At 67.6% G+C, this 12379-nt stretch carries 13 protein-coding genes; 7 read left to right on the plus strand and 6 right to left on the minus strand.

Annotation, left to right across the window (positions count from 1 at the left end; all coding sequences use genetic code 11):
• Positions 1-230 precede the first annotated feature (230 nt).
• Together MKK75_RS25850 and MKK75_RS25855 are read right to left on the minus strand one after the other, a co-directional pair.
• Positions 231-641, minus strand: coding sequence for an ester cyclase (locus MKK75_RS25850; RefSeq protein ID WP_244045358.1), 411 nt, complete (start codon positions 639-641; stop codon positions 231-233).
• Positions 642-658: 17 nt separating this feature from the next.
• The gene (locus MKK75_RS25855) at positions 659-1735 is read right to left on the minus strand and encodes a catalase family protein (protein WP_244045359.1); all 1077 of its coding nucleotides are present in this window, start codon (positions 1733-1735) and stop codon (positions 659-661) included.
• 352 nt (positions 1736-2087) lie between these two features.
• On the opposite strand from MKK75_RS25855, the gene MKK75_RS25860 reads away from it, so the two are divergent.
• The 6 genes from MKK75_RS25860 to MKK75_RS25885 all read left to right on the plus strand — a co-directional run bounded on the left by MKK75_RS25860 (position 2088) and on the right by MKK75_RS25885 (position 6925).
• Positions 2088-2324: a hypothetical protein gene (locus tag MKK75_RS25860; RefSeq protein WP_244002385.1), complete on the plus strand. Its 237-nt coding sequence runs from the start codon at positions 2088-2090 to the stop codon at positions 2322-2324.
• A 78-nt stretch (positions 2325-2402) separates the two neighbouring features.
• The gene (locus MKK75_RS25865) at positions 2403-3284 is read left to right on the plus strand and encodes a cytochrome b/b6 domain-containing protein (protein WP_244045360.1); all 882 of its coding nucleotides are present in this window, start codon (positions 2403-2405) and stop codon (positions 3282-3284) included.
• Complete coding sequence (locus MKK75_RS25870) at positions 3281-4204, plus strand: molybdopterin-dependent oxidoreductase (protein ID WP_244045361.1); 924 nt, start codon at positions 3281-3283, stop codon at positions 4202-4204. The genes MKK75_RS25865 and MKK75_RS25870 overlap by 4 nt, the downstream gene beginning before the upstream one ends.
• A gap of 80 nt (positions 4205-4284) precedes the next feature.
• Positions 4285-5073, plus strand: coding sequence for an alpha/beta fold hydrolase (locus MKK75_RS25875; protein WP_243986012.1), 789 nt, complete (start codon positions 4285-4287; stop codon positions 5071-5073).
• 145 nt (positions 5074-5218) lie between these two features.
• On the plus strand, positions 5219-6301 hold the full coding sequence (locus MKK75_RS25880; protein WP_244002391.1) for a catalase family protein: 1083 nt from the start codon (positions 5219-5221) through the stop codon (positions 6299-6301).
• 54 nt (positions 6302-6355) lie between these two features.
• The gene (locus tag MKK75_RS25885) at positions 6356-6925 is read left to right on the plus strand and encodes a type 1 glutamine amidotransferase domain-containing protein (protein WP_244002393.1); all 570 of its coding nucleotides are present in this window, start codon (positions 6356-6358) and stop codon (positions 6923-6925) included.
• 94 nt (positions 6926-7019) lie between these two features.
• Here the strand turns inward: MKK75_RS25885 and MKK75_RS25890 are convergent, their stop codons facing one another.
• From MKK75_RS25890 to MKK75_RS25905, 4 genes are all read right to left on the minus strand, one after another.
• Positions 7020-7433, minus strand: a complete 414-nt coding sequence (locus MKK75_RS25890) for an ester cyclase (protein WP_243986014.1) — start codon at positions 7431-7433, stop codon at positions 7020-7022.
• A 215-nt stretch (positions 7434-7648) separates the two neighbouring features.
• The gene (locus MKK75_RS25895; protein WP_244045362.1) at positions 7649-8728 is read right to left on the minus strand and encodes a molybdopterin-dependent oxidoreductase; all 1080 of its coding nucleotides are present in this window, start codon (positions 8726-8728) and stop codon (positions 7649-7651) included.
• Positions 8729-9120: 392 nt separating this feature from the next.
• Positions 9121-9657 (minus strand): DNA starvation/stationary phase protection protein Dps, encoded by a 537-nt coding sequence (gene dps / locus MKK75_RS25900; protein WP_010685749.1) that lies wholly within the window; start codon positions 9655-9657, stop codon positions 9121-9123.
• A 442-nt stretch (positions 9658-10099) separates the two neighbouring features.
• A complete protein-coding gene (locus tag MKK75_RS25905; protein ID WP_244045363.1) occupies positions 10100-10900 on the minus strand; it encodes an SDR family NAD(P)-dependent oxidoreductase in 801 nt (266 codons plus the stop codon).
• 259 nt (positions 10901-11159) lie between these two features.
• Here MKK75_RS25905 and MKK75_RS25910 point away from each other — a divergent pair, with 259 nt between their 5' ends.
• Entirely contained in the window at positions 11160-12332 is a 1173-nt protein-coding gene (locus MKK75_RS25910) for a zinc-dependent alcohol dehydrogenase (RefSeq protein ID WP_244045364.1), read from the plus strand.
• Positions 12333-12379: the final 47 nt, after the last annotated feature.

The following is a 12379-nucleotide window of genomic DNA, read 5'->3' on the forward strand; positions in this document are numbered from 1 at the left end:
AATTGCGTCCGACCGCATTCGTCGCTGGGCTATCGGCCGCCCGCGCCCGTCAGCTACCCGGATCTGGCCTTCCGGCTACCCATGGCCGCGACCATGCAGTAGCCTCTCAATCGGCTCGGTCCAAAATACCGGTCAGGTCAGTCCGGCGGTGTGTAAAGAAGGCGGTCGTGGAGCGGACGGTGTCCAAGCGTCGCGGTGCGCCGACCGTCCGCAAAACGCCGCCGCACCCCTCAGGCGTCGATGGCGCCGACCTGCTTGAGCAGGGACAGGTTGTCCATCAGGGCCCAATGCTCTGTCAGCCGCCCGTCCACGACGCGGAAGAAATCCATCACGGCGATATCGACCGCGTTGCCGGTGGCGGGCGTGCCTTGGAACGTCCCGGTATGACGGCCGGTGAACCGGAGACGCGCCAGCACCGGGTCGCCCTCGGCGATGACCTCGGCGACATGCATCTCGATGTCCGAGAACCCGCCGTGCAGCACCTCGCCGAGCCTGGCGACGCCCGCCGGGCCACGGACCTCGAAGTCGAGGCCAGGGTCATGGCGCACGAAGTCCGGGGCGATGAACCGCTCCCACCACACCGCGTCCCGGTCCCGGAACGCAACGAAGTAGGCGCGGACGAGGTTCTTGTTCGATTCCATTGACATCGCATCCACCCTCAGCGCCCCACGGGTTCGTGGATCGGGCAACCGTTGTAGCGCCGACGAAATTCGGCCGAATGCCTGTAGGGGGCGTTGCGGGCCCGGTTGATGTTGCCGAGCGGACGGTGGGCGGCGAGGCCGGTCCAAACCGCGAAGCGCATGCGCTCGTCCACGGCGTCGACGCGGGCCGCGTCCCAGCTGTCCTGCGGCCGGACGGTGATGGTGGCGACCCGTTGGAACGGCGCCTCATCCTCGTTCCACTCGACCGTCGGATCCTCGACCGGCTGACGCTCCAGGTCGCGGCACAGCTGCACCCGGAACTCCCAGACACCCTCGATGGCGGCCATCTCCGACCGCACCGTCTCACGGATCGCGTCGGGGCGACCCGAAGCGTCGATCTCGGTGCCGGTCAGCGCGGTCAGCGCCGGGGCGACGGGAGCCACCGAGAACTTGGCGACGTGATCGCCATACCGGAATGGCGTGACGCTGTAGTAGGTCTCGCCGAGCGGGTCGACGTTCGGCGCACCGCCGAGCGAGCCGAGCGTCGGGCTCTCGATGCCGATTGCGGTCAGCGCTTTGTTCACCCCGCGCAGCACGGTGGAGGCGGCGACCTTCACACCCTCGATCCGGTCAGTGGTCTTGGCGAGCAGCTTGAGGCTGCCGAGGAACTTCTCGGCGTTCGGCGCCTGGAACACCGGGCCGTTGACCATGACGAAGTCCTGGGTCGTCCCTTCTGCGTCCGGCAGGCGCTCGCCCGCGACGTCCAGGACTTTCAGCGCGAGGCCACGCGGCAGTGAGACGGCGTCCGGCAGGATGTCGCCCGCGTTCGTCGACATCCGCATATAGACCTTGTGCTCGCCCGGCGTCGCGAACAGCCCCTGGGCGAGTTCGGGCGGCAGGCCCGCGTCGATGCGAAGCGTGCCTTCCAGGATGCCGTGGGCCTTGGCGTGGACCGAGCGCACCGCGTGGCCGGAGTCCTTCGCGACCCTGTCCAGGATGGTGTCGAAGGTCTCGTTCAGACCCTCAATGGTCTTGCCTTCGTCGGCGGCGATCTTCTCGACGTCGGGGGAATAGCGAACGGGCGCTGCCGGCATACACGATCTCCAAAACTCACTTGTGCACAACCGATTAAGCCCGGACCCGTTCCGGTCATCTCCCTGATCAACCTCTCTTCCTGGCCTCACGTGATCGGGAACTCATCGCGTCGACTTGGAGGTGGGCGGTCAGCGTTCCCGGCTAGGTTTGAAACTTTCCCTTCCATGCCTCCGTACAGCTTGGCGTGCGCCCGGCCTGGGCGCGGCGCGAGGCCCTGCCTCGACGTCCGATTTGTCGCGCCCAAACTCTGTCGGACTACTATTTTTATTTGATAAAACAGGAACTTGGTGGTCGCACCTTCTCTTCTCTCCATGTGCGAAAGGGGATCCCTTCCCCTACAGGAGACGTCGAATGAAGATCACTACCCTTGCCCTCGCCGCCACGGTCCTCGGCAGCCTCGCGCTCGGAGCCGGCGCCGCCTCCGCCGCGCCGATGGGCCCGAACGGTCTCCAGGCCGGCTCCTCCGCGGTTACCCAGGTCCGCATGGACCGCAGCGAGCGGATGATGATGAAGAAGCGCATGATGCGGAAGCAGATGATGAAGCGCCGCATGATGAAGAAGCGGATGATGATGAATCGCGGCATGTGATTTCACGGCGCCGTGCGCTTCCAGAGGCCCCGATCCAGGGACCTCCGCCCAAGCCGTCCTGAATGCGGGAAAGACCGTTTGGCTCGAACCTACCTCACCCGATCCGCTCCCGAGACCGGCGAGGTCGAGCGTCGCCGCTGGATGTTTCGCCACCCCCTCGTCATCCGTGTCACCCATTGGGTGAACGCGGTGTGCCTGCTGGTCCTGCTGATGAGCGGCCTGCAGATCTTCAACGCCCACCCGGCGCTGTACTGGGGCAAGGTCTCGACCTTCGATGCGCCGCTGCTGGCGATGTCCTCGACCGCGGACGATCCGCCCAAGGGCATGACGACGGTATTCGGCCACGGCTTCGACACGACGGGATGGCTCGGCTCCTCCGTCGGCTCCGACGGCGAGGCGGCCGACCAAGGCTTCCCGGCCTGGGCGACCTTGCCGAGCGACCAGGACCTCACCGGCGGCCGTTCTTGGCACTTCTTCTTCGCCTGGACCTTCGTGCTGAACGGCCTCGCCTACCTGCTCTACGGTCTGGCCAGCGGGCAGCTTCGGTTCCGCGTTATCCCGTCCCGCGACCAGATCCGGCATTTCGGCGCGTCCATCTGGGAGCACCTGACGCTGCGCTTCCCGCAAGGCGACGAGGCCAAGCGCTACAACGTCATCCAGAAGCTCACCTACCTCGTCGTGCTGTTCGTACTCCTGCCGGTGCAGGTCCTGGCCGGCCTCGCGATGTCCCCGGCGATGGACGCCGCCTTTCCCTTCCTTCTGACGCTGTTCGACGGACGCCAGTCGGCCCGCACGGTGCACTTCGTCGTGGCGGCCCTGCTCGTCCTGCTCGTGGTCGTGCACGTCGCCTTGGTCCTGCTGTCGGGCTTCTGGAACAACATGCGCGGCATGCTCACCGGCTGGTTCGTGATCGAGCGCAAGATCGAGCCGGCACCCGTCACCGGGGAGACCTGGGTATGAGCCGCCTTCCCAGCCGACGCGCCCTCCTAACGGGAGGGGCCGCCATGGCCGCGGCGGCCCTGCTCGGCGGCTGCGACCGCCTCGGCAACGCGGAGTGGTTCCGCCGCACGCTCAAGACCGGCGAGGACGCAAACCTGTTCGTCCAGCGCCTGCTTTTGGGCGAGGCGACGCTGGCCCCGGAATATGCAGAGGCCGACATCTCGCCGTGGTTCAAGCCGAACGGGACCGAGGACCCGCCCGACAGGGACTACAAGGCCCTGGCGAAGGGCAGGTTCGCCAAGTACCACCTGGAGGTCGGCGGCCTGGTCGAGGCACCCTTCAAGCTGTCCCTGGCCGAACTCCGCAAGCTTCCGGCCCGCACCCAGATCACCCGGCACGATTGCGTCGAGGGCTGGAGCGCCATCGGCAAGTGGGCCGGGGTGCCGCTCGCCGAACTGCTCAACCGCGCCAAGCTCAAGCCACAGGCGCGATACGTGGTGTTCCACTGCGCCGACACCATGGATCAGGGCAGTCCGCTCGAAGGCGGGGGAGACGACGAGGGGGCCGACGAGGTCCCCGCCGGCAACGCCAACCCGAGCATGACGAAGCAGTCGGGCGGCAGAGAGAGCAGGAAGGACTCCGGCGGCCAACAGGCGACGGAGGACGATGCGGCCAGCGGCGGGACGCCGGTTCGCTTCTACGAGAGCATCGACCTGGTGGACGCGTTCCACCCGCAGACCATCCTCGCCTACGACATGAACGGGGAGGCGCTTCCCGTTTCGAACGGCGCCCCGCTGCGCCTGCGGGTCGAGCGCAACCTCGGCTACAAGCAGGCGAAGTATGTGATGCGCATCGAGGTCGTCGAGAACTTCGCCCACATCGGCGACGGCAAGGGCGGCTACTGGGAGGACCAGGGCTACGCCTGGTACGCCGGCATCTGAGTTGGCGCGGACGGGACGTCGACGTCCCTGCGGGCATTGCGAGCGCAGCCCGCTCGTGGCGAGTTAAGGACAATGCCGTCATGTCCCTGCATTTTGAACGCCTCGGCACGGGTCGGCCGCTGCTCATGGTCCATGGGCTGGGATCCAATCTCCGCACCTGGGATCCGCTCTTGCCCGCATTGCGCGGCTCGCATGAACTGATCCTGGTCGACCTGCCGGGACATGGCGGATCGGCCCCGCTCGCGGGTCGGCAGACGATGGAGGCCCATGCGGACGCCCTCGCCGGCTTCGTGCAGTCGCAAGGCCTGACGACGGCGGACCTCGTCGGCAGTTCGGTGGGGGGCCGGCTGGTGCTGGAGCTGGCTCGGCGGGGCATCGGTCGGCACTGCGTGGCGCTTGATCCCGGCGGCTTCTGGCGTGGGTGGGAAACGGGCTGGCTTCACTGGACGCTCGCCGCATCGATACGCCTGGTGCGGTTGCTGCGGCCCTTCCATCCCGGCCTGTCGCGCCACGCCGTCACCCGTACGCTGCTGCTCGCCCAACTGTCGGCCCGTCCGTGGGCGCTGCCACCGCAGCTTGTCGTCGGGGAGTTGCAGAGCCTGGCGGCCACACCGGTGTTCGATGCGATGCTGCGTGAGCTGGCACGCGGGCCGTTGCAGCAGGGTTCGACAACGACCCCCGGCCTCGTCACCATTGGCTGGGGCCGCCAAGACCACCTGCTGCTGCCGCGCCAGGCCGCACGCGCCCAGGTAGCATTCCCGTCGGCCCATCTGCACTGGTTCGAGCGCTGCGGCCACTTCCCGCATTGGGATCAGCCTGCCGAGACGGCGCGCGTGATCCTTGAAACGGTTGGGAAGGACGCGCCTTGAGCTGGCTTGTCGCACACCCGAGCCCGCGGCCCCTTCGATATTCGGAACGGCATCCCGTTCCCGACTCGATACGCCGAATCCCAAGTCCGCTGCGTTCTCTCCTGCCGCGGTCCGCCTCAGTTCCCCGGTCACCGTGAGGAAGATCATGACCTACCTTCGATACGCCCCCGACATCGAGAAGCCTGCTGCGGACGAGCAGGAGACCATCGACGGCATCATCGCCGGCATGACGCAGCAATCAGAGACGGTGGAGAAGCGCGAGCACCATGCCGTGCGTGCCAGCCACGCCAAGAGTTCGGCCTGCGTCACGGGCGAGTTGACGATTTCCACCGGCCTGCCGCCCGAACTGGCCCAAGGGTTGTTCGCCACGCCCGGCACCCACCCCGTCGCGGTTCGTTTCGCTCAAGGCCCGGGCGAGACCCTGGGCGACCGTGTCTCGACCCATCGCGGCATGTCCATCAAGGTCTTCGACGTTCCCGGGGAGAAGCTCCCCGGCCATTCCGTCGATACCCAGGATTTCGTCCTCGCGACCGGGACCACCTTCCCGTCCGGGACGGCGGCCGGCTTCCTGCGCGACGGCACGGTCATCGGCAAATCGACGAGCCTGCCGGAGGGCGTGAAGAGCGCGGTGTCCTCAACCATGCGCAACCTCAACAAGGCGCTGCATGCCTTCGGCACCGAGAGCGCCTTCGCCGACTTCTTCGGGCACCCTTACAGCCACCCGCTAGCGGACAGCTACTTCAGCCAAGCGCCGGTCCGCTTCGGCGACTACGTGGCCAAGCTCGGGGCCGTGCCGACTGGCGAGGCGCAGCGCGCGCTATCCGAATGGCGGCTGGACCCGAACCAGGACGAGGACGGCTTCCGGCACGCCACGGTCGCCTTCCTAAGGGACAACGAGGTGGTGTTCGAGCTGAAGGCGCAGCTCTGGGCCGATGCCGAGCGGCAACCCATCGAGGACGCCTCGGTGGACTGGCCGGTGTCGGTCAGCCCCTACCTCACGGTGGCGACGCTCCGCCTTCCGCGTCAGGACGCCTACTCGCCGGAGCGGGTGCGGTACTTCGACGAGGTCATGACCTTCCGCCCGGCGCACAGCCTCGCGGCGCACCGGCCGCTCGGTTCGGTGATGCGGGCGCGCCTCCAGGTCTACCGGGCGCTGAGCGATTTCCGCCACCGTGAGAACGGCGTGGCGGCCGAGGACACCGCCGGCATCGACCGCATCCCGGCGTGAGGAACGGTGCGGACGGCGCCTCTGATGAACCCCAACACCCAGAAGGACGATGACATGAACTTGCAGGGAAAGAAGATCGCGATCCTGATCGCACCGCGCGGCACCGAGGAGCCGGAGTTCGCCAAGCCCCATCACGCGGTGAAGCAGGCCGGAGCGACCGTGACGGTCATCGGCCTGGAGGCCGGCGAGGCGGAGACCGTGAACAACGACCTCGATCCGGCCGGCCGCTACAAGGTGGACAAGACCATCGAGGGGGCCTCGGCCGCGGACTTCGACGGGCTCGTCATCCCGGGCGGATGCGTCGGCGCGGACAAGCTCCGGGCGAGCAAGGATGTCGTGGCGTTCGTTCGGGACTTCTTCGAGCAGGGCAAGCCGGTCGGGGTCATCTGCCACGGGCCTTGGACCCTGATCGAGGCCGACGTCGTGAAGGGCCGCACGCTGACTTCCTATCCCACCGTTCGCCGCGATATCGAGAACGCCGGCGGCACCTGGGTCGACGAGGAGGTCGTCTGCGACAAGGGTCTCGTTACCAGCCGCACGCCCAAGGATCTTCCGGCCTTCTGCGCCAAGATCGTCGAGGAGTTCGCGGAGGGCCGCCATCCCGACCAGGCCAGGAGCGCCTGAGGAGTCGAACAGCCAGCGGCCGGTCATCGAGCCTCCGGGGCGGGCCAAACCGCGACGACGTCCCGTGGCCGGGACGCCGTCGCGGAAGCCTCCGTCATCCCTCGATGGCGCCGATCTGCTTGAGGATGCCGAGCTCGTCGGAAGAACCCCAGCGCTCGACCATCTTGCCGTCGACGAAGCGGCCGATCTGCATGCCACGGACCTTGATGGCCTTCCCGGTCGGCTTGTGGCCGTTGAAGTCGCCCTGGTGCGTGCCGGTGAGCGTGTAGGCGAAGGCGACGCTGTCCCCATCCGCGACGAGCTTCTTCACCTCGACCTGCATGTCAGGAAAGGCGGTGCGGAGCTGCGTGAAGAATGCCTTGTACCCCTCGGGACCCATATGCTGGCCCGGCGCCGGGTCGTGGTCGTGGCAATCCGGGGCGACGACCTCGGGGAAGGCGTCGAATTGACCGGCGTTGACGAGTTCGCCGAACTTTTTGGTCGCCTGGATGCTGGTCTCTTGGGACATTGTGTTCCTTGGGGCTCGGGGCTGGCAAAGGCGCGCCCGGCGCCTCAAAGCACGGGAAACGCCCGCCATGGTCGGACGTTGCCGACGCCACGCACGACGGGGTCGGGATGACCGACGGGCATGACGTCGGACCGTGGCGCGGTGCTTGGTCGGCCGCTGGCTAGGACGTCGTCCACGAGGGCGGCGCTAGCCGACATCCCAGGTCTCGCCCGTCCCTAGGTGACGTTCACCCGCACCCGATGCCAGCAGGCGCATAGGTAGCCCTTGTGGTTCCAGGTCTCGTCCGGCAGTGCCGGCTGCGTCTGCCCCGCCTCATCCCAGGCGCGCACGGCTAGCCCATGCCCGCCCGGCGGCAGGTCGAGGTCCGCGCTCCAGAACGTCCAGGCGAACGGAGCGTCAGCCTCGTGTTCGAGCTCGGCCTGCACCCAGGACCGGCCGCCGTTCCCGGAGACGTCGACGCGTACGATGGCCCGGTCCCCGCTCACCGCGTAGCCGCGGACCCTGTTGCTCCCCGACTTGAGGACGGCCCCGGACCCGGGCTCGCAGATCGCCGCGTTCAGCGGCATCGTATCGATGGTGTGCCCCTTGGCCGGATCGGCGGTCTCAGCGGTCACGTCGGCCGGGTACAGCTTGTAGTCGCCGGCCTGGATCGGGTTGTCCGAGGGGTGGTCCTGGACGCTCAGGCGCCGGAGCCATTTGGGGCTGCGCACGCCGGCGAAGCCCGGCACCACAGCGCGGACCGGAAAGCCGTGCTCCGGTAGCAAGGCCTCGCCGTTCATGGCGTAAGCCAGCAGGGTCTCGGGCGCCATCGCCTTCCTTAGCGGGATCGAGGCCCCGTAGGGATGGCCTTCCACCGTGTCGTGGCTCTCGAAGGCGACATGGAAGCCTGGGCGGTCGGCGCCCCCCGCCTCGCGCAGGACATCGCCGAGCCGAACCCCGGTCCATTCCGCGGTGCCGATGGCGCCGGCGTCCCACGGGTCGCCCGATACCGGGGCGACCGCCCGCATGTCGGCGCGACGATTGCCGGCGCACTGCATCGTGGCCGTGACTGCGGTTTCGGGGAAGCAGGCACGAAGGTCCGATAGCGACAACTCAAGCATGGTGCTGGTTCCGCCATCGACGGTGAGGCGCCAGGTTGCCTCGTCGAGGTCCGGCAGGTCGCCGTGCGAGCGGACGTAGAAATCCTTCGCCGGCGTCCGGTAGGTGGCCCGCAATCGGTCGAGGGGCGGTTCGGCGTTGTAGGGCTGATGGCCGTGGACGATCAGGCGTGCCTTGCGCTCGGTCAGGCTCGACATCGGGGCTCCCGTCCGGGTGGGGTTACGGGAGTGAACGCCTCGGCGGCGGCAAGGGTCATTCAGCGGCCGAGAAACCAGGGCGGCGGCAAGGGGCATGACCGCTTTCGGAGGACCAACCGGCCTTGGTGCTCGTTCGCCCGGACGGTCCATCGCGTCCCGTGGGCCCACCGATCAGCCCGAGCGCCTCACGGCGTACGCGTCTTCGGCGACTCGATTCAGCCGTAGGTCACCGTCCACCAAGCTGCCGAGAAGCGGACCTTTCAGGATCCGCGAAGGATGGGAAGCGAGAGTGGGGTTGGCGCCCGCTCCAGGCCCCTGCCTCCCCGATATTCGGGGGCGACGCCACCTGCGGTACCCCTCCGTCCGACCGGGTACGGAGGGGCGGACCTTCCTCAATTGCGCGCGTTGCCGTCCCGCATCTGGCCCGTCGGCTCCTGGACATGGGCTTCCAGGAACCATAGCTGCTTGTCGACGGCCCGCGAGACCTCGGTGAACAGGTCCGCCGTGTCGGGGTCGCCCGCCTCGTCCGTCTCGTCGATGTTCTCGCGTACGGCATTGGCGTAGGCGGCGTAGCTGTCGATCAGCGCGGCGACGTGGTCGGCGATGGCGTAGATGCCGGTCGGGTAGGCGGGTAGCTTGGACGACCCCGCCACGACCTGCGCCGTCCCCAGGGCCGTGCCGCCGAGCTGCACCGCCCGCTCGGCCACCTTGTCGTTGAGGTCGCTGATCTCGGCGCGGAAACCGTCCAGCATCAGGTGGATGCCGATGAATTGCGGACCCTTAAGGTTCCAATGGGCCTGCTTGATCGCCAAGGCGAGGTCGATGCCGTCGGCCAGCCGCGCGTTCAGGGCCTCGATGGACACCCTCTTGGCGTTGGAATTCGTGTCGTTGCGGGTCTGGTGGGTGCGCGGGGTGCTGCTCGTAGCCATCGTTTGCTCCGTTATGCCGAGGCGGCAATTGTGGAGGCCGGTGGAGGTTCCTTTTTTCACGGTCCGGCCTGACGGAGTCCGGACCCTCGGCCGTCCAGGGTGCAAGCAGCACGACCGCGTAGGTCGCCGCCAGGATTGTGGGCCTGGCCGCTTTCCGTCCTAGGGAGGGCGCTTGCCACCGGGATGTCCCCCCCACCCCCGCCCAGGTCAGGAACGGCAGGCATGACCACGCCGACTCGATGCCCGGGACGTACCATACATCGCGTCCGGAAGTGGATGACGATGGGAGGAGGTGCTGACCTACCCACGATGGGAAACCCCATCTGTGATGTCTGACATGTCAGGCGGCCGTGGAGATCCTCGGGTTCATCGGCGTATGCTGAAGCGGCGCCAAGTGGGTTGGTCGTTCGAGGTTGGCAGCCGGCGTCCCCTGGGATCGGGCTCAGCCCGCCGAGCCGGGCTTCGAGAAGCCGCGGTGGAGCGCCGCCGCAGCCATGTCCGGCAGTGCCTCTGTGACGGCGCTCATCACCTTGTTCTTGACCCCCGGGACCACCTTGTCGCTGCCCGACTGCAATGCGTCGAGGGCGGCCTTGGCCACGGCTGCCGGATCGTCCTTGCCGTTCGAGGCCCCGATCTTGGTGTCGAGCATTTCGGCCCGTCGGAAGAAGTCGGTTTCGGTCGGTCCCGGCATCAGCACGGTGACGGTCACCCCGGTGTCCTTAAGTTCGCTTCGCAGCGCCTCGCCGAACCAGCGCAGGAACATCTTGGTGGCGCCGTAGACCGCCTCGAACGGGTCGGGCATCGACGCGGCGATGGATGACGTGAACAGGATCCTGCCGCTGCCACGCGCGACCATCTCCTTGACGACGGGCTTGGTAAGCTGGACGGCGCCTCGCACGTTCAGGTCGATCATCGCGAGTTCGCGCCCCAAGTCGGTTTCCACGAAGGCGCCGCCCAGGCCGAAGCCGGCATTGATGCACAGCACGTCCACGGGCCGTCCCTCCGAACGGATGGCCGCGACGAGGCTGTCGACGCCAGCCTCGGACGACAGGTCGGAGGCGTGCGTGCTGACCTTGCCATCCTCCGTCGAAAGGCGCCGCGCCGCATCCGCAACGTGGCCCTCGTCCTGGGCCGCGATGAGAACGTCGTACCCGCTCCCAATGAGCTCGCGGGCGAGCTCGAAGCCGATGCCGTTCGAGCCGCCGGTCACGACGGCGAATGGCTTGGACGTCTCTGCGGACATGGGATCCTCCGGTTGCCCGGGCCAACAGGGGCTCGACGAGCAGGGTTCCTCCCGACGTTCCGTGGAGCCGCACGCCCCTGATCGCGATCCTCGCTCCGGCTTCGACAGTGAGGATTCGAACGTGGGCCGCAATCGTCGTGGCGACGTGGACGGGCGCTACGGAACCCCCTGGAGGAGGCGGACTTCTCAAAGGCATCCTCGTTCGCGAGCGCGTTCCTCTTCGGTCGAGCGTGGCCTCGCCCCCGACCGGAGACACCCGATGAAGGCACTGTGCTGGCACGGCAAGGGCGACATCCGCTGCGACACGGTTCCAGATCCGCGGATCGAGGACGCGCGCGACATTATCCTCAAGGTGACGTCCTGTGCCATCTGCGGCTCGGACCTCCACCTGATGGACGGCCAGATGCCGACCATGGAGGCCGGCGACGTGCTCGGCCACGAGTTCATGGGTGAGGTCGTCGAGGTCGGCCCCGGCTTCACCAAGTTCAAGAAGGGTGACCGCGTCGTCGTCCCGTTCAACATCAATTGTGGCGAATGCCGGCAGTGCCGGCTCGGGAACTGGTCGGTCTGCGAGCGCTCGAACCGCAACGGCGAGATGGCGGCGGCGCAGTTCGGCTACCCGACCGCGGGCCTGTTCGGGTACTCGCACCTTACCGGCGGCTATGCCGGGGGGCAGGCCGAATACGTGCGCGTGCCGATGGCGGACGTGGCGCCGATGCTGGCGCCCGAGGGCGTGGACGACGAGTCGCTGCTGTTCCTCACCGACATCCTGCCCACCGGCTGGCAGGGCGCCGAGCATTGCGAGATCAAGGGCGGCGAGGTCATCGCGGTCTGGGGCGCGGGGCCGGTCGGCCTGTTCGCGATCCAGTCGGCCAAGATCATGGGGGCCGAGCGCATCATCGCCATCGACACGGTGCCGGAGCGCCTCGCGCTGGCCCGCACCTACGGCGCGACCGACATCATCGACTACGCGAAGGAAGACGTGTTCGAGCGGATCAAGGAGATCAGCAAGGGCGAGGGCGCCGACGGCGTCATCGACTGCGTCGGAATGGAGGCCAGCGCCGGCCATGGCGTCGCCAGCCTCGTCAACACGATCCAGGAGAAGCTGACCTCAACCGAGCGGCCCTACGCCCTGATGGAGGCGATCAAGGCGGTGCGCCCCTGCGGCATCGTCTCGGTGCCCGGCGTCTACGGCGGCCCGATCCCGGTCAACATGGGCATGATCGTTCAGAAGGGCCTGACCATGAAGAGTGGGCAGACCCACGTGAAGCGCTACCTGGAGACGCTGACCAAGCTGATCCAGGAGGGGAAAATCGACATGACGTCGATGATCACCCACCGCTCCACCAACCTCGCCGACGGGCCGGACCTCTACAAGACGTTCCGGGACAAGAAGGACGGTTGCGTGAAGGTCGTGTTCCACCCGAACTGAGCGATTGCGTCGATCCTCTTCAACTCATGCATCCAGGGTCCTCGTCA

Origin of the sequence: Methylobacterium sp. J-030 (assembly GCF_022829545.1) — a bacterium.
Lineage (GTDB): Bacteria > Pseudomonadota > Alphaproteobacteria > Rhizobiales > Beijerinckiaceae > Methylobacterium.